This is a genomic window from Caulobacter sp. B11, assembly GCF_002737765.1.
GTDB lineage: Bacteria > Pseudomonadota > Alphaproteobacteria > Caulobacterales > Caulobacteraceae > Caulobacter.
In genome coordinates, this window is the sequence record NZ_PEGG01000013.1 from 1 (window position 1) to 16,768 (window position 16,768).

Here is a 16,768-nt window from a genome sequence, read left to right on the forward strand (position 1 = left end):
GCCGCCCTGCACGATATCATGGGCGAGGACGGCAACCTTCGCCCATTATCCGATCGGCTGGACCAACGCCTCCAACACGCCCTACCGGCTCTACAAGCAGTATGCCGCCCTCGGCGGGGTCGCTGATCCGCTGATCGTGTCATGGCCGGGCAAGATCGCCGACAAGGGCGCCCTGCGCCAACAGTTCGTGCACGTCATCGACCTGTTTCCCACCGTGCTGGAGGCCTGCGGGATCACCCGGCCCGAGCTCTATCAGGGCCGCCCGCAGAAGCCCGTCGAGGGGGCCAGCATCGCCGGCACCTTCGCCTCGGCCAGCAGCAAGACCCGGCAGGAGCAGTATTTCGAACTGGGCGGCTTCCGGGCCTATCAGGAGGGCGACTGGCGGCTGGTGGCCCAGCACCGGCGCGGCGACGACTTCGAGAAGGACCACTGGGCGCTCTACGATCTGGTCAAGGATCCCAACGAACTGATCGACGTCTCGGCCGCCCATCCCGAGGTCGCCCAGCGCCTCGAACGCAAGTGGATGGACGCCGCGCGAAGCCACGACGTCCTGCCGCTCGACGACCGGCCCCTGCTGCTGAAAATGGTCCAGCAGCGGGCCAAGATGTTGCGCAAGCGCTGGGACATCGTCCCTCCGGTCGAGCCGCTATCGACCGATGTCTCGCCGATCGTCTGCGGCCTGTCGCACAGCATTGCCGTGACGCTGGAGCGCCCGCGCGGCGACGAGGACGGGGTTCTGGTCGCGCACGGCTCGCGACCGGCCGGCTATGTGCTCTATGTCGACAAGGGCCGGCTGATCTATGAGACGAGCCTGATCCCGTGGAGCGAACAGATCGTCTCGCCCGAGCGCCTGCCAAAAGGCCCGTGCAAGATCGAGTACCGGCAGTCGATGACCTCGCGCCCGTTCGAGGGGCGCGGCGCGCTCTATGTCAACGGCCGCAAGGTGGCGGAGAAGACCTTCGAGCGGGTGCTGTTCGCGCCGGGCTATGACGGATTCTGCGTCGGATCGGACCTCGGCAACCGGGTGTCGCGGGCTTATGAGGGGCCCAATCCCTTCCAGGGCGCGATCCGCCGCGTGCTGATCGAGGTCGACACCAAGTCGATGAGCCCGGTCGAGACCCTGCGCTTCATCAAGCAGATGCAGATCAAGGTCTGAGCCGATGGCTTGAGCGCGGGCGGGCTTGTCGCGGGCGGCGGGGAAGGCATAGCTGACGGCCCGTCCTCGGGACGCCGCTTACCCTTCGAGCCTCATGACCCCGCTTGTGCTGAAGACCGACCGCGCCGAACTCCACCTGCTGCCGGCCCTCGGCGGGGCGATCGGGCGTTTCGAGTGGGATGGCCGCGCCGTGCTCCGGCCGACGCCGGCCGGCGCCGAGGACGTGCTGGAGACCGCCTGTTTCCCGCTGGTCCCGTTCTGCAACCGCATACCCCGGGGCCGCTTTGTCTTTGAGGGGCGGACGGTCAGCCTCGCCCCCAATCTCGGCGATCATCCCCATGCCCTGCATGGCCAGGGTTGGCGGGCGCCCTGGCAGGTCGAGGCGGCGGGCGTCGATCACGCCGTCTTAGTCTATGAGCATCCGGCGGGAGAATGGCCGTGGCCCTATCGCGCAGCCGAGAGGTTCAGCCTCGACGAGACCGGCCTGCGGATCGTGCTGAGCGTGACCAACACCGGCCAGACGGCCATGCCCGCCGCCCTTGGCCTGCATCCCTATTTCGCCGTTCGTCCCGGCGAGCGGCTGACGGCGGCGGTCGACGGCGTCTGGCTGACCGACGCCGAGATCCTGCCGACAATCCACCAGCCCGGCGTTTGGGGCCCCGACTGGGCGCGCGGCGCATCGGTGGCGACGACCAGCTTGATTGACCACTGTTATACGGGCTGGAACGGCCGGGCGACGCTGTCCGCGCCGGGCGGCCCAACGACCGTGATGACGGCCTCGCCCGCCTGTCGCTGGCTGCATGTCTATGCGCCGCCGGGCGGCGACTTCGTCTGCGCCGAGCCCGTCGCCAATCGTCCCGATCCGTTTGGCGGAGCCGAGCGCGGCGTCTCGGTGCTGGCGCCGGGGGAATCCTTGTCGGTGTGGATGGTGATCGCGGTGGCGCCGGCGGGATGAGGCCCTGTGACTCGCGACTCGTCTTGCTTGTGGGAACAAAATAGGAACAATAGCGAGATCGCCATTTCGGGAGTTTCGCCATGTCCGCCGCCTCCGCTCACCCCTTCGAGACCGGGTTTGCCTCCACGGGTCTTTGTGCGGGCGAGCACGCCGGCGGTCGGGAGGCGGTGGCCCAGGCTGTCCTGGCCGGGGCCTGGCGGGCCCTGCGCGCCGCCGGCTTCCATGAGGCCGAGGTCCAGGCTCTGTTCGACCAGATCGCCGATCGGCCGGAAGACCTGGCGCGGCGTCTGCGCAAGATCGCCAACGGCCGCCATCAGGACTGATCCCGGAGTTCTTGGCCGCTCTAGCCGCGGCGGGTTCGTTCCAGGATCGCCCTGAGGGTCTGGGCCTTTTGCGGCAGGTCGGTCGCGATGCGCGACGCCAGTTCGCGGATGCCCGCCGGATAGGCTTCGCCGCCTTCGGCGATTTCCAGCGCCCTGACCGCCAGGGCATTCAGCTCGCGGTCCAGGGCCTCGACCTGTTCCTGGGCCAGCATCCGGGCTTCGGTTTGCAGCCGTTGAACCCGCTGAGTCGTGGTCTCGGGGCCTCGGCTCAGATTATAGATCTCGGCGCTATGGGTCGGCGGACGGGCCGGGGTCGGGCTCATGCTGGGTCTCCAGGGGCCGGAGATTGGCCTCGCCAGTGATAAGGCGCGGCCAAGCCTTGCTGTTCCCTGGCTCTTGACGATCGGCCTGCGGCTGTTGCGCGGGCGCCACGTGGCCGACGGCTAGCCCTTCGGCGCAGTGTCGGTCTCGAGCGGGCAGGGTCCGACATAGGTCCCCTCACTGCGCAGGTGCAGCCTTTGGCGCTGCCCATAGGCCTGGAGGGTCAGGTCAAGGTCCGTGACCACGTGGGTGGTGAAATCGCCGCTGACCACGCCGGTCAGGCTGTAGGTGATCTTGTCGCGTTGGCAGCTTTGGCTCAGAGCGAAGCCGTCGGCGGTGCGAGTCATGGTCGGCTTGCCGCAAGGGCTCGACTTGGCGGCCGCCTCCGCGCCGGGATCAAAGCCCTCGCCGATACATTGGCGGCTTTCCTGCTGGTCGCCATGACTGGCGATCACGAACGACCACAGGCCAGGCTTGAGGGTCCTGGGACCCTCGACCGGGGCGGCCGGCGGCGGGTCGGGAGCCTTGTCGGCGCCGCGCGAGCAGGCGGTCAGGCTGACGCAGGCGAGCAAGGCCAAGGCGGACCCCCGCCGAGGACGGGGTCTGGCGACGACGGCGCGATCGACGTTTAGCGTCGCGCCGTCGGCCATGATCAGGGGTTCAAGCCGGCCTTGATCGCTCATTTCCGTGCACTCTCGAACTCGCGTCCAAGCGCACTATAGCCGCGGATGTCAGCCCGGATAGACTTGACCGATGGGCGCGCTCGGCGCGCCGGTCGGGAACGGCGAGGGCGCCGCCACCGGGCTGGCCTGCGGGCTCGGCGCCGAGGCCGGGCGCTGGAATTTCAGGCTGCGACCCTGGAACTGGGCGCCGGTTTCCATGGCCAGCTGCTCATGGGTGATGTCGCCGTCGACATTGGCTGTCCCATAAAGGCGCACGGTCTTGGCGGAAACGGCGCCCATGACCCGGCCGTGGATCTCGATGGCCTGAGCGTACAGCGAGCCCTCGACCAGACCGTTGGGACCCAGCACCAGCTTGCCGACGCGAACGTCGCCCTGAACGGCGCAGTCGAGGTGCAACTCACCGTCGCCGGTGATGTCGCCCTTGATCATCACGCCCTGGGCGATCAGCGAGGCGGGCCGCGGGCGCGGCGGCGGTTGCGGCGCGGCCTGGGTCGCGGCGACGGGCGTGCGTTCCGGCGTCGCGAGGGCGACGGGAGCGGGGGTGTCTTTTTTCTTGGCGAACATGGCGTTGTCTCGAAATGGTTCGGCTTGCCACAAGCTGAGCAAGACCCGGGCCGTTCAGTGGAGACAGGGAGCCTGCACGGCGCGTCTAGAACTCCGGCGCGACGATCGCGCGGGCCTGGGCCTCGTCCCGCCGGATCTGATCGACCATCAGCTCGATGCTGCCGAACTTCAGTTCAGGTCGCAGGAAGGCGATGAGGTCGGTCTCGATGACCTGGCCATAGAGATCCTCGTCGAAGTCGAACAACCAGGTCTCCAGGCGCGTCTCGACCTCGGCCCGTGGTGGGATTGTTGCCCAGATTGGCGACGCCGGGCACTTCGCGGCCGTCGGGAGCCGCGTGCGCGTGGCGTAGACGCCCAGCCTGGGCACCACCATAGTCGACCATCTCGACATTGGCGGTGGGGAAGCCCGAGCTTGCGGCCCAGCTGCTGACCGCGCCGCACGAACGCCCTCGATGGCGAAGGGCGGCCCCATGATGCGCGTGGCGATCTCGGGCCGGCCGTCGCGCAAGGCGTCGCGCACGCCGGTCGAGGAGAACTTCTCGCCATCGCCGCCCGCCACGGCGGTGGCGACCGAGACCGAGAATCCGAACTCGTCGCCATAGGTCTTCATCAGCTCGGCGCTGCCGGAGCGCCCGCGCCCGAACGAGATGTCGAAACCCACGGCCACGTGGCGAACGCCCAGGCCTTCGACCAGCACCCGCTCGACAAACTCGCGATCGGTGAAGCTGGCCATTTCGAAATCGAACGGCAGCAGATACAGCAGGTCGACGCCCAGATGGCTCATGGCGCGAGCCTGCTGGTCGAGGGTCATCAACCGGAAGGCCGGCTCGGACGGGCGGAACAGCCGCCGAGGATGGGGATCGAACGTCACCACGCCCAGAGGAGCCTTGAGGCGACCGGCCGCCTTGGCCGCCTGGGCGATCACCTGCTGGTGACCGCGATGCACGCCGTCGAAATTGCCCAGAGCCACGGCCGCCCCGCGTTGCGCGGCCGGCAGGGCCTTCCAGCCGTGAACGATCCTGTTGTCCATCAGGCGTCCTTGCGCGGAACCATGATCACCGCTTCGCCCTCGACCACGGGCTTGGCGTTGACCAGGCAGACGGTGGCCAGGGTGACGCGGGCCTTGGCCGTGTCGATGTCGGTGATGGTGGCGCGGGCCGTCACGGCGTCGCCGATCTTGACCGGCCGCTTGAAGCGCAGGGTCTGGGACAGGTAGATCGCGCCCGAGCCGGGCAGGGTGGTGCCGATCACCGCCGAGATATAGCCGGCCGACAGCATGCCGTGGGCGATGCGTTCCCCGAAACTGGTGGTGGCCGCGAAAGCGGCGTCGAGATGCACGGGGTTGTTGTCGCCCGTGACGGCGGCGAAGGCGTCAATATCGGCGGCGCCGACGACGCGGGTCAGCTCGGCGCTCTGGCCGACGCTCAACTCTTCGAGAAACAAACCCTGCATGCGACGCCCCTAGTTTATCTGGTTCTGGCCGTGAGGCGTTGTAGCGCGCGCAACGCGGTTGTCACGGCGCCACTTTACGGATGGCTCGTCCTTGTCAGGCGCTTTGCGCTTCGTCCGTGATCGCCGGATGGCTCCATGCGTCCAGGAAGGCCGTCAGCTGGGCCAGCGGCATCGGCTTGGCGATGTGGTAGCCTTGGGCGATGTCGCAGCCCATTAGGCTCAGAAGGCCAAGGGATTCACGGTTCTCGACCCCTTCGGCCGTCACCTTCATGCCCAGGCTGTGGGCCAGGTCGATGGTCGACTTGACCAGCAGGGCGTCCTTGCCGTCGCTGTCGAGGGTCAGGATGAAGCTCTTGTCGATCTTCAGCTCGTCGGCCCGGATCTGCTTGAGATAGGCCAGGGACGACAGGCCAGAGCCATAGTCGTCGATCGAGATGGCGATCCCGGCCGCGGCCAGGCGCGCGATCACGCCCAGGGCGGCTTCTGGATTGCCGATCACGGCGGTTTCGGTCACCTCGAAGCACATCCGCGCGCCCGTCGCCTGAATCCGGGCGATGGCGCGGTCCGCGAAGTCGAGGTCGTCGACCAGCCGGCCGGAGATGTTGATCGACATCAGCACGTCATGTCCGGCCGCGAACAAGGCTTGCTGATCGGCGATGGCGCGCTCCAGGACGCATTCGGTCAGGGCGCGGATATGGCCGGTCTCCTCGGCCATCTCGACGAACAGGTCTGGTCGCAGCATGCCCCGGGTCGGGTGGTTCCAGCGGACCAGCGCCTCGACCCCGGTGATCGCCCCGCTGCGCAGGTCAAGCTTGGGCTGGTGGTTGAGGAACAGGGCTCCGCTGGCGACGCCTTCAAGCATCTCGCTCATCAGCGACAGGTTGCCGGCTGGATCGCCATAGGCGACGGCGTCGAAGGCTGCGACCTTGCGGCCTGTGGCGCGCGCCTGGTCCAGAGCGATCAGGGCGTGCTCGACAAGCCGCGCGGCGTCGTCCGTCGTGGCGTCGCCGGCTCCAAGGCCGTGGGTCAGGTGGATGTCGATCAGTTCGCCCCCCAGGCGCAGGGGCGCTTCCAGCGAGCCGGCCGCGGTTTCGATCAGGGGCAGGGCGGCGGCCAGATCGCGGAGGTCCGACACCACGCCCAGGGTCGAGGTGGTCAGCCGGGCGACCACGGCGCGGGGATCCTGGGCCTGGACGCGGGCGCCGATCTCGGCCACCAGCTCGGTGGCCAGGCTGTAGCCGATCGCGCCGCGCAGGAAGGTAAAGCGGTCCAGGCCGAGGGTCGCGACCACGACCTGTTCGCCGGGCGCCAGGGTGGCCAGGCGGGCGCTGATCGCGCGCTCCAGGGCCAGACGATTGTGCAGCCCGGTCTCGGCGTCATGCAGGGCCAGGTGGGTGATGCGGGCCTCGCGGTCGCGGATCTCGGCGGCCATGAGATTGAAGCTGCCGGCCAGCCGGCCGATCTCGTCGTCGGTCTGGACCGCGACGTGCACGTCTTCCCCGCGTTGCAGGCGGCGGGCGGCGTCGTCCAGGGCGATGATCGGACGCGACAGGCCGCGCGACAGGCCGAAGCTGGCGGCGGCGACCAGGGCGGCGCCGATCAGGCCGACGATGACCACGGCGGCCATCAGCGGCCGGTAGGGCGCCAGGGCCGCGGCCATGGGATAGCGCAGAAGCAGGGCGGCCGAGGCCTGACCGTCGAGGGACTTCAGCGGCTTGACCAGGACCAGATCGTCGCCGGCGGCGGTCTTGAGATGCCCCGGCGCGGCGGCCCCGGTCTGGATCGCGGCCGCGACAAAGGGCGCCAGGACGGCGCTGTCTGGGCCCTGGTCGGTGGTCAGCCAGGCGTCGCCGCGACGGTCGAACACCTGGGCGTCCAGCTCAATCGCCGAAAGCCGCTCAAGCGCCCGCATCTCGCGATCATCCAGGCGGGCTGCGAACACGATCCAGCCCGTCAAGGTGGGCGACAGAACCGGCGCCGAGATCATTTGATAGGGCGCGCCGTCCACCACGAAGACGCCCTGGGCGCCGTCCTGCGCATCCAGCGCCCGCCACAGCCGGTCGATGTCGATCTTGGACGGATCGACGCCCACGACCTCGCCGTCCACCCCGACCATGAAGGCCAGATCCAGGCCCATGCGGTCGCGCAGGTTGCGCACCGCCGATTCCACCGTCGGCGCATCCCGCGTGGCGACGGCCTCTCGAAAGCCGAAGTCGCGCGACAGCAGTTGAGCGCCGTCCTGCAGCCGCTGTGTGCGTAGCGCCAGACGCGGTCAAACACCGTGCCGGTGGCGGCCAGTTCGTCGCGAACGGTCTCCTGCGCCTTGCTGGCGATGGCCAGGAAGACCGTCACCGCCACCAGCCCGAGGGCCAGGGCGAACAGGCCCGAATAGAGCACGGTAAGCTTGGTCTGGAGGCGCTGGAACATCATCGCCGGGCTCAGTGATGCGGCGCGGGCGGGGCGCAGGTCGATCGACACGGCCTCGCGCATCGCGCCGCGCGCCGAGGTGATCGGCAGAACCTTTTCGTTCTTCGGCGCGCGCAGATAGGGATGCCAGATCCGCACCACGACCGCGCCATCGGGGACGCCGCGCAGGGTCACGACCCCGGCGCTGTCGCTCTTGGCGGCATGGGCGGTGTCGACCACCTTGATGAAGCCGACCATCTGGTCGTGGATATTGCAGCCGATAGCCGCGACGCCGACGGCGGGCAGGCGAACGACCCGGTTCTCCTCGCGTCCGTACAGCTTCAACTCGAACCTGTTGCCGGCCGAGAAGGAATAGACGTGGTGGCGAACCTTATCGAGGTTCGGGAACGCCACCTCGGCGCCGGCCGGCACGATGAGGACGAAGGGCGTGAACTGGATGTTCTGCTGGGCGACTCGGTAGGGCCAGTCAAAGCGGATCGGGGCCTTGCTGGGCTGGCCGCCGACATAGGCCATGACCACGGCGTCGGGGACCGGCTTTCCGCCGCCGTCGCGCACCGTGATCGTCAGGTCCGCCGCCCGGGCCGAACCCGCGGCGACCGCCATCGCCGCCACGGAAAGAAGAAGGGCCAGGAATTTCATGGCCAAAACCTAGGTCAGGCCAGTGAAATCCCAGTTAACACCGGCCCATCGTACGGCTGCGTGCCCTTGTGACGGGAAAGCCTCTGTAAAGTTGTTGTCAGTCATGTTCGCCCGGATGTTGACCGTCCGTGTCTTGAAGGCGCGGCCTGGCCAAGGGGGCTGGAAGTGCGAACCTCGCTGTTGAAATCTGCCCTGGCGGCGGCGGGCCTCGGTCTGGCCTTGACGAGTCCGGCGGCCGCTTCGGAAATCACCACCGGCGGCAAGCTGCTGCTGACCGGCGGCGTCAGCGCCCTGGAGGGCGGCGCGGGGGGCGGCCTGGCCACCTGGGCGGTGATCGCCGGCAATGACACCAGCAGCGGGATCGGCGGCAAGGCGCACGCCACTCATGTCGGGGTTTCCGACTACAGCCTCCGCGCGGCCGGCGTGGCGGTGGGTCTGTTCGACCGGGTCGAGCTGTCCTATGCCCGGCAGGAATTCGACACCGGCGACACCGGCGCCAAGCTGGGACTGGGCCAAGGATTCACGTTCACCCAGGACATCGCCGGCGTGAAGGTTCGGGTGCTGGGCGACGCCGTCTATGATCAGGATCGGTGGCTGCCCCAGATCGCCGTGGGAGCCCAGTTCAAGTCCAATGACCAGGGCGCGATCGTCCGGGCGGTCGGCGGCCAGGACGACAGCGGCGTCGACTACTATGTCGCCGCCACCAAGCTGGTGCTCGACAAGAGCCTGATCCTGAGCGGCGCCCTCCGCGCCACCAAGGCCAACCAGACCGGCCTGCTCGGCTTCGGCGGCGACAGGAGCGACGACTACAAGGCCCAGTTCGAGGGCTCGGCCGGATGGCTGGTCTCCAAACGCCTGGTCGTCGGGGCGGAATACCGCGCCAAGCCCAGCAATCTCGGCTTCGCCAAGGAAGACGACTGGATCGACCTGTTCGCCGCCTATGCGATCAACAAGACCGTGTCGGTGACCGCCGCCTATGTCGACCTGGGCGACATCGCCACCTTCAAGGACCAGCGCGGCCTCTATCTGTCGCTGCAGGCCGGATTCTAGGGAGACGCCCAGCATGACCCCCCGCACCGTTCGCGACGCCTTGCTGGCCCTGGCTGTCGGCCTGATCGCCGGACCGGCCCTGGCCCAGGACGCCGCCGTTCCGCCCGGCGAGCAGCCGGTCGACCCCTACACCCAGTCCAACGCCAACGCCGGGGCCACGCCCCTGGCCGGGACGGCGGTGCTGGCGGCCTTTCACGGTCAGGCCGGCCTGACGCGGATCGCCGGCGACCTGGTCGATCGCAGTGTCGCCGACCCGCGCATCAAGGACTTCTTCGCCGCGGCCGACCTGACCCGGCTGAAGCGGACCCTGACCGAGCAGTTCTGCTACGTGCTGGGCGGCGGCTGCGCCTATACCGGCCGCGACATGACCTCGGTCCACAAGGACCAGGGCATCGCGCCGCGCGACTTCAACGCCCTGGTCGAGAACCTGCAGTGGGCGATGGACAAGGAAGGCGTGCCCTTCGCCGCCCAGAACAGGCTGCTGGCCAAGCTGGCCCCGATGAGCCGCCAGGCGATCGAAAACAGGTAGGGCGGCCGCGCCGCGCGTAAAGAAAAGGGCCGGCGGAGCGATCCGCCGACCCTTTCGCGTCAGCCCGCTGGGCCGCGCTGGAAGTATTTGAAGAAGGCGCTGTCGGGCGACAGCACCAGGGTGGTGTCACCCTGGCCGAGCGACTGTTCATAGGCCGACATCGAGCGGTAGAAGGCGGCGAAGTTGGGGTCGCGGCCGAAGCTCGAGGCGAACAGCTCGGCCCGCTTGGCGTCGCCTTCACCCCGGATCTTCTGGGCCTCTTCATAGGCCGTGGCGACGATCTCGCGCTTCTGTTGCTCGCCCTTGGCGCGCTTTTCAGCGGCCTCCTGCTTGCGGGCCGTCTGCATGCGTTCAAAGACCGCCTGCTGGTTGGCCTCGGGCAGATCGGCGCGCTTGATGCGGACATCGATGATCTGGACGCCGAAGTCCGACGCCGCGACCTGACGCGACACCTGCTGGCGAATTTCCGCCATCACCGCCGCGCGGCGCGCCGAGATCAGGGCTTCAGAGGTCGTCCGGCCCACGGTCTCGCGAAGCGCCGCATTGACGATGCTCTTGAGGCGGTCCTTGGCGACGGTCTCCTGGCCCAGGGTGCGATAGAACTGCCGCGGATCGGTGATGCGGTAACGCACGAAGGCGTCGACCATCAGCCGCTCCTGGTCGCCCGTCAGCACCTCTTCGCCCTCGGTCTTGAGGTCGATATTGCGCTTGTCGAACTTCAGGACGGTGTCCAGCGGACCCTTCAGGTGCAGGCCGGGCGTCAGGACGGCGCCGACCGGGTCGCCGAAACGGACGACCAGGGCCTGCTCGCGCTGGTCCACCTGATAGACCGTGACGTTGATCAGGACGAACAGGGCCGCCGCGGCGGCGCCGATCATTGGGGCTTGCTTGAGATAGCGTTTCATCGGGCGACTCCGTCGATGGTCCGCGCGGCGACGGCGTTCTTGGGTCGGAAGGCGTCCGGCGGCAGGATCACCGGGGCGCTGGCGCCCTTGTTGTCGATGATGACCTTGTTGGAGTTGGCCAGCACCCGCTGCATCGTCTCGATATAGAGGCGTTCGCGGGTCACGGCCGGGCCAGCTTGTACTGCTCATAGATCTGGTTGAAGCGCGCCGCGTCGCCGGACGCCTCGCGCACGACCTGTTCGCGATAGCCGCGGGCGGCCTGGATGATCTGGGCGCCTTCGCCGCGCGCCACATTGGCCGCCGACTGGGCGTTCTGGTCGGCGCGCTGCACATCGCGGAAGGCGTCGATCACCGACGGCGGCGGCGTGGCGGCCTGGATCTGCACGCTCTCGATCAGCACGCCGGTGTCATAGCGATCGAGGATCTGTTGCATCAGGGTTTCGGTCTCGATCTCGACCCGGCCGCGGCCGGTGGTCAGGATCGGGGTCAGGGCGGTCTTGCCGATCACTTCGCGCATGGCGCTTTCGGCCACATCGTGCAGCACCGATTGCGGGTCACGGACGTTGAAGGCGAACTTGCGGGCGTCCGAAACCCGCCACTGAACCGAGAAGTTCAGATCGACGATATTCTCGTCTCCGGTCAGCATCAGGCGCTCGTCGGGGATTTCCGCCCCGGCCACGCCGCCGATCGTCAGGGTCTGGACCGCGGTGACCGTGATCCGTTCCGCTGCCTCGATCGGGAAGGGCAGGTGATAGCGCAGGCCGGGCCCGGCCGTACGCGAATAGGCGCCGAAGGTGGTGACGACCGCCTGTTCCTTGGGCTGGACCACATAGCTGCCCGAGAGCAGCCACAGGCCGGCCACCGTGCCGGCGGCGATGGCGATCGAGCGATTGCGCTGCGGACCGTTGAAGGCGATGCGAAGCCGTTCGGCCAGGCGCTCCAGGGCGGCGGCGATATCGGCGGGGGGCGGCGGAGCGCCGGTCGGGCGTCTCGGGCCGGGGCCCTTGCTCTTGTCGCTGTCGTTTTTGTCGCCGCTCGGCGGGGGCGAGCCCCAGGGGCCGGGGCCTGCGTTGTCGTTCCAGGGCATGGGCGGCGTGGTCTTCCCGTCGTCGTCATCATTGCTGGGGCGGGGGTTGTAAACGAACCCCCACACGCGGATATGAGAGCCCCAACCCCACAAGGCAAGACAAAGACGTGACCGGATCGCCTCCCGCCTCTCTCGAAGACGCCCGCGCGGCCCTCGACGGGGTCGTTGATCCCGATTCGGGCCAGGGTCTGGTCACCGCCGGACTGGTCCAGGGACTGGTGGTGCGCGACGGTCGCGCGGGCTTCATGCTCGAGGTCCCGGCCAGTCGTGCGGCGGCCTACGCCCCGGTTCGCGAGGCGGCCGAACGGGTCCTTGGACAACTGGCCGGCGTGGTCACGGCCCAGGTGGTGCTGACGGCCCAGGCCGCCGAGGGCGCGACCCGGGTGCGCAAGGGGGCCAAGGTCGCCGAGGATTCCAAGGCCCGTCTCGTCCCGCCGCCGGAAGCTGAGAAGCCGGCCCATGTCCGCCACGTCATTGCCGTCGCCTCCGGCAAGGGCGGGGTCGGCAAGTCGACCGTCGCGACCAACCTGGCCTGCGCCTTCGCGGCCCAGGGCCTTCGCGTCGGCCTGCTCGACGCCGATGTCTATGGACCGTCCGCCCCGCGCATGATGGGCGTCGACGGCGAGCCGGCCTTCGCGGACGGCAAGCTCCAACCCCTGACCGCCCACGGGATCAAGCTGATGTCGATCGGCTTCCTGGTCGACGAGGGCAAGGCGATGATCTGGCGGGGGCCGATGGCCTCGTCGGCGGTGCGCCAGATGATCCACGAGGTGGCCTGGGGCTCGGAGTCTGAACCTCTGGACGTGCTGGTCGTCGACCTGCCGCCCGGCACCGGCGACATCCACCTGACCCTGGTGCAGAAGCTGCGGATCGACGGGGTTGTGCTGGTCACCACGCCGCAGGAGATCGCCCTGATCGATGCGCGCCGGGCGGCGGTGATGTTCAGCAAGACCGCAACCCCGATCCTGGGCCTGATCGAGAACATGGCCTTTTTCGCCGATCCGGCGACGGGCGCCCCGATCCCGATCTTCGGGACCGGCGGCGGCGTGGCCGAGGCGGCCGTCCTGGGCGTGCCGGTGCTGGCCCAGGTGCCGATCGAGATGGCCGTCCGCGAATGTGGCGACGGCGGGGTTCCGGTGGTCATGGCCAAGCCGGACAGCGCCGCGGCCCAGGCCTTCATCGCCGCCGCCCGCCAACTGGGCGCGATCCTGGGTCTCTAGGGTTCTTCCCGCCGGCGTGGCGCGAGACCCGAAAACGGCCGCCCGGGTCTCCCCGGACGGCCGCTGTCAGGTCAGGTGCGCGAGCCTTAGAAGCTGAGGCGCGCGCCGTCGACATCACCACCGCCGAACCGGTCACGTCGCCGGTCAGACGGACGGTCGAGCCGGTGGCCGTCACGTCGGTGCGATTGATCCGGGTGTCGGCGAAGCTGATATAGGTCAGGGCCGCGTCCAGCATTCGGCCTGGCCGCCCAGGTCGCGCCGGCCGCGTACATCATGCGGTCGCCGTCTGGCACGCGGGCGGTGCGTCCGACATCCGGCGTCGGCGTCGGGTCGTACTGCACCCCGGTGCGCAGGGTCAGACGCGGCGAGGCCTGATAGTCCACGCCGACCGCCGCGGTGGTGGTGTCCTTGTAGTTCTGGACGCTGGTCGAGCCAGAGGTCGCATAGGCGACGCGGATGGCGTCGAACTCGCTCCAGCCGATGCGGCTGAGCGAGCCGTTCAGGGTCACCCGGTCGTTCACGGCCCAGCGCGCGCCGAGATTGACCATCCACGGGGTGGTGATCTTGGCTTCGGCGTCGATCTTGAAATTGCTGGCTGTCGGGATCGGGGCCAATAGGCCGGAGACGGCGACCTCGCCCTTCAGGGTCTGGTCGATCTTGGAGCGATAGCTGGCGCCGATCGTGAGCTCGGGGGTGGCGTGATACTGCAGGCCGGCGGTGTAGCCATAGGCCCAGCCGTCGCCCTTCAGCGACTGCCTTCCGTCGGCCTGCAGCGGCGAGATGTTGGGCAGGGCGTTGGTCAGCTCGGCGTCGGCATAGACGGCGCTGACCCCGATCCCGAGATCGAGCTTGTCGTTGATCCGGTAGGCGGCCGTGCCCTGGATGTCGACCGTGGTCAGGCGTGACTTCAGGGCGTCATAGCGCGTCCAGCTGGTCGGATCATATTCGGTGGTGAAGTTGTAGGGGGCGGCCATCGACAGGCCCAGGGCCAGGCGGTCATTGATCCGCCAGGCGCTGGCCAGGTTCGGCACGACGCCGTCATGGATCGGGTTGGAGGCGCGGTTGTCGCCGCCGATGGCGGTGGTCAGGCCGGTCGGCGGGATCGGGCGCGTGATCGACGAGCCGTCGTTGTTGACGTCGGAGTCGACCTGGATGGCGTGCAGGCCGCCATAGATTTCGTTGTGCTGCAGGCCGGCGATGGCGGCGGGGTTCCACCACAGGCTGGCGGCGCCGCGGTCGGCGACCTCGCCCGAATAGGCCCGGCCGGAGCCGCGCACCGATTGTTCCTGGAGATAGAAGCCCGAAGCCGAGGCCTGGGAGGCGGCGAAAAGCACGCCGAGCGCCGCGCCGGCGGCGAGGCGATTACGCGAAAAAGACATGAGACTGACGAGACCTTCTTGGGGAGGAGAAGACCGTCAAGCGCCTCGCGGCGCTTGAGGAGCGCCGCCTGTAACGTACTGAGTCAGAAACCGTTGCTATTTATTCAAGTGCAGCTGTCTTTTGTCACTGATGTCAAAGAAACGGGACCCGAAGGCCCCGTTTCTAACGTCGGTATGTCAGTAATGGCGAGAATGTGACCAGCTTCCAGTCACTTTCATGATGAGACTATAGTCAGCCGCCGGCCATCTTGCGGAAGAACTTCTGGCCCTGCTCGCCGCCGTTGAAATAGGCCTTTTGGCCGTCCTCGGCGGTGATCTGCTCCCAATGGTCGCGAACGCCCTCGGCCGACAGGTCGCCGTCGGTCAGATAGACGCCTTCGGTCTCATAGAGGCGGGTCAGGCCGAAGGCCCCGGCCCCGGCGGTCAGGATCGCGCCGGTCGGAGCGTCTTCGGAGACCAGGTAGACCACGCCCGGGGTGACGGCTTCCGGGGCCAGCTTGGCCAGCACTTCCGGCGGCATCAGGCCTTCGGTCATGCGGGTGGCGGCGACCGGGCTGATGGCGTTGATCTTGATGTTGTTCTTCGCGCCTTCGAGCTTCAGCGTGTTCATCAGGCCCAGCACCGCCATCTTGGCCGCGCCGTAGTTGGACTGGCCGAAATTGCCGTACATGCCCGAGGATGAGGTGGTGACGACGATCCGGCCGTAGTTCTGGGCCTTCATGATGTCCCAGACCGCCTTGATCGGCTTGAAGGTGCCCCAGACGTGGACCTGCATGACCAGCTCGAAGTCGGCCAGTTCCATCTTGGTCAGGGTCTTGTCGCGCAGGATGCCGGCGTTGGCGATCAGGATGTCGATCTGACCCCAGGTGTCCATGGCCGTCTTGACCATGTCGGCGACGCCGGCGTCGCCGGTGACCGAGGCGCCGTGGGCGATGGCTTCACCGCCAAAGGCCTTGATCTCTTCGACCACCGCCAGGGCGGCGGCGGACGAGCCGCCCGATCCATCGACGCTGCCGCCCAGGTCGTTGACCACGACCTTGGCGCCGCGACGGGCCAGTTCCAGAGCGTGCTGCCGACCCAGGCCGCCACCGGCGCCCGTAACGATCGCCACCTTGCCGTCAAAACGGATGTCCGACATGCCAGTCTCCCTCAAACGCGTGTTTGGTTTGGCGCGTTTGTGCGGCGCGGGAGGGAAGGCGTCAAGGGTGGGGTGCAAACGAAGAGCGCCGCGCGGGCGAGCCGCGCGGCGCTTGTCTCATGGGATCTTTCAGGAAGCGACGGCCACCTTGCCTACTTCGGCTTGGTCATCCCGCCGCCGACCGGCGCGGCCGGCTTGGCGCGCTTCACGCCGGCCTTCTGGCCGGGCTTCATGAACTTGACCAGCACGCGCTGGCCGACCAGCAGCGGGGCGCCGTCGGCGCTGACCACCACCTCGACCACGCGCTCGTCGCTGCGCTGGCTGGGATCGTCGGAGGCCAGCTTGCGGGCCCCGAACACGGCGGCGCGGCGCAAGACCTTGCCGAGGAACATCTTGTCCGGATCGCTTTCCGGGGTGATCTCGACTTCCTGGCCGGTGGCGACATTGGGGATGTCGGCCTCGACGACAATGCGCTGGGTATTGGGCTCGAGATCGAACATCGAGGTGACGTTCAGGGTCGAGGCGCCCGAACCGGGATTGGCGTAGCGGCGGGCGATGCGGCGTCGGCCGGGGCCGGATCCACGGTCAGTTCCTGGTTGTACTGGGCCTGGGCCAACCTGCGCCGGACACGCCGATGGCGGCCGCTGGGCGCCGATATTGGCTGGCCTGAGCGATTGGTCGCGCGGCGGCGTCCAGCTTCTGGGCGGCCACGAAGTTGGAGGCCGCCAGGCCCTGGAGGGCGCTTGTATTCGCGCTGGGGCGCGTGCGCAGCTGCACCTCGTAGAGCGCCAGTTGGGCCTTGGCCGAGGCGAGGTTGGCCGAGGCGGTCTGGGCCGCCAGGCGCAACATCATCGTCCTCTTGCTTGGCCAGGGACGGGACTGACCCTTGACGACCGTTTCGCCTTCCTGGACGAAGACCTCTCGGACGATGCCCTGGCGA

Annotated in this window: 17 protein-coding genes and 1 pseudogene; 6 read left to right on the top strand and 12 right to left on the bottom strand. The window is 68.3% G+C overall.

What is annotated here, in order from left to right; translation table 11 throughout:
- The 3 genes from CSW58_RS01005 to CSW58_RS15970 form a co-directional block, all read left to right on the top strand.
- Positions 1 to 1,156: sulfatase/phosphatase domain-containing protein (locus CSW58_RS01005; RefSeq protein WP_145980327.1), on the top strand; the 1,156-nt coding region annotated here is incomplete at its 5' end.
- Positions 1,157 to 1,250: 94 nt separating this feature from the next.
- Positions 1,251 to 2,111 (top strand): aldose 1-epimerase, encoded by an 861-nt coding sequence (locus tag CSW58_RS01010; protein WP_099445960.1) that lies wholly within the window; start codon positions 1,251 to 1,253, stop codon positions 2,109 to 2,111.
- 80 nt (positions 2,112 to 2,191) lie between these two features.
- Positions 2,192 to 2,434: a hypothetical protein gene (locus tag CSW58_RS15970; RefSeq protein WP_143755034.1), complete on the top strand. Its 243-nt coding sequence runs from the start codon at positions 2,192 to 2,194 to the stop codon at positions 2,432 to 2,434.
- A gap of 20 nt (positions 2,435 to 2,454) precedes the next feature.
- Here the strand turns inward: CSW58_RS15970 and CSW58_RS01020 are convergent, their stop codons facing one another.
- The 6 genes from CSW58_RS01020 to CSW58_RS01045 all read right to left on the bottom strand — a co-directional run bounded on the left by CSW58_RS01020 (position 2,455) and on the right by CSW58_RS01045 (position 7,720).
- On the bottom strand, positions 2,455 to 2,757 hold the full coding sequence (locus CSW58_RS01020) for a hypothetical protein (RefSeq protein ID WP_099445961.1): 303 nt from the start codon (positions 2,755 to 2,757) through the stop codon (positions 2,455 to 2,457).
- A gap of 120 nt (positions 2,758 to 2,877) precedes the next feature.
- Positions 2,878 to 3,438, bottom strand: a complete 561-nt coding sequence (locus CSW58_RS01025; protein ID WP_236627566.1) for a DUF3617 family protein — start codon at positions 3,436 to 3,438, stop codon at positions 2,878 to 2,880.
- 48 nt (positions 3,439 to 3,486) lie between these two features.
- Positions 3,487 to 4,002, bottom strand: a complete 516-nt coding sequence (locus CSW58_RS01030; RefSeq protein ID WP_099445962.1) for a polymer-forming cytoskeletal protein — start codon at positions 4,000 to 4,002, stop codon at positions 3,487 to 3,489.
- Positions 4,003 to 4,087: 85 nt separating this feature from the next.
- On the bottom strand, positions 4,088 to 5,032 hold the full coding sequence (locus CSW58_RS01035; protein ID WP_236627567.1) for a bifunctional riboflavin kinase/FMN adenylyltransferase: 945 nt from the start codon (positions 5,030 to 5,032) through the stop codon (positions 4,088 to 4,090).
- A complete protein-coding gene (locus CSW58_RS01040) occupies positions 5,032 to 5,454 on the bottom strand; it encodes a MaoC family dehydratase (RefSeq protein ID WP_099445963.1) in 423 nt (140 codons plus the stop codon). Before CSW58_RS01040 ends, CSW58_RS01035 begins: the two co-directional genes overlap by 1 nt.
- A gap of 94 nt (positions 5,455 to 5,548) precedes the next feature.
- On the bottom strand, positions 5,549 to 7,720 hold the full coding sequence (locus CSW58_RS01045) for a putative bifunctional diguanylate cyclase/phosphodiesterase (protein WP_369825048.1): 2,172 nt from the start codon (positions 7,718 to 7,720) through the stop codon (positions 5,549 to 5,551).
- A 980-nt stretch (positions 7,721 to 8,700) separates the two neighbouring features.
- On the opposite strand from CSW58_RS01045, the gene CSW58_RS01055 reads away from it, so the two are divergent.
- Together CSW58_RS01055 and CSW58_RS01060 are read left to right on the top strand one after the other, a co-directional pair.
- Positions 8,701 to 9,570 (top strand): DUF3034 family protein, encoded by an 870-nt coding sequence (locus CSW58_RS01055; protein WP_236627568.1) that lies wholly within the window; start codon positions 8,701 to 8,703, stop codon positions 9,568 to 9,570.
- 13 nt (positions 9,571 to 9,583) lie between these two features.
- Complete coding sequence (locus tag CSW58_RS01060; RefSeq protein WP_099445965.1) at positions 9,584 to 10,099, top strand: group 1 truncated hemoglobin; 516 nt, start codon at positions 9,584 to 9,586, stop codon at positions 10,097 to 10,099.
- 59 nt (positions 10,100 to 10,158) lie between these two features.
- Here the strand turns inward: CSW58_RS01060 and hflC are convergent, their stop codons facing one another.
- The 3 genes from hflC to hflK are packed head-to-tail and all read right to left on the bottom strand — an operon-like array spanning position 10,159 to position 12,091.
- Positions 10,159 to 11,004 carry a protease modulator HflC gene (hflC, locus tag CSW58_RS01065; RefSeq protein WP_099445966.1) on the bottom strand — a complete coding sequence of 282 codons (846 nt, stop codon included), beginning with the start codon at positions 11,002 to 11,004 and terminating at the stop codon, positions 10,159 to 10,161.
- On the bottom strand, positions 11,001 to 11,168 hold the full coding sequence (locus CSW58_RS14575; RefSeq protein ID WP_236627569.1) for a hypothetical protein: 168 nt from the start codon (positions 11,166 to 11,168) through the stop codon (positions 11,001 to 11,003). The genes hflC and CSW58_RS14575 overlap by 4 nt, the downstream gene beginning before the upstream one ends.
- Positions 11,165 to 12,091 carry an FtsH protease activity modulator HflK gene (gene hflK / locus CSW58_RS01070; RefSeq protein ID WP_236627570.1) on the bottom strand — a complete coding sequence of 309 codons (927 nt, stop codon included), beginning with the start codon at positions 12,089 to 12,091 and terminating at the stop codon, positions 11,165 to 11,167. The genes CSW58_RS14575 and hflK overlap by 4 nt, the downstream gene beginning before the upstream one ends.
- A gap of 107 nt (positions 12,092 to 12,198) precedes the next feature.
- Between hflK and CSW58_RS01075 the strand changes: the two genes are divergently transcribed.
- Positions 12,199 to 13,311, top strand: a complete 1,113-nt coding sequence (locus tag CSW58_RS01075) for an Mrp/NBP35 family ATP-binding protein (protein ID WP_099445967.1) — start codon at positions 12,199 to 12,201, stop codon at positions 13,309 to 13,311.
- Positions 13,312 to 13,397: 86 nt separating this feature from the next.
- Here CSW58_RS01075 and CSW58_RS01080 read toward each other — a convergent pair whose 3' ends face one another.
- From CSW58_RS01080 to CSW58_RS01090, 3 genes and pseudogenes are all read right to left on the bottom strand, one after another.
- The gene (locus CSW58_RS01080; RefSeq protein ID WP_236627571.1) at positions 13,398 to 14,690 is read right to left on the bottom strand and encodes an outer membrane protein transport protein; all 1,293 of its coding nucleotides are present in this window, start codon (positions 14,688 to 14,690) and stop codon (positions 13,398 to 13,400) included.
- Between the two features lie 232 nt (positions 14,691 to 14,922).
- Positions 14,923 to 15,828: an SDR family NAD(P)-dependent oxidoreductase gene (locus tag CSW58_RS01085; RefSeq protein WP_099445968.1), complete on the bottom strand. Its 906-nt coding sequence runs from the start codon at positions 15,826 to 15,828 to the stop codon at positions 14,923 to 14,925.
- A gap of 152 nt (positions 15,829 to 15,980) precedes the next feature.
- A pseudogene (locus tag CSW58_RS01090) lies at positions 15,981 to 16,768 on the bottom strand (efflux RND transporter periplasmic adaptor subunit); the annotation flags it as partial.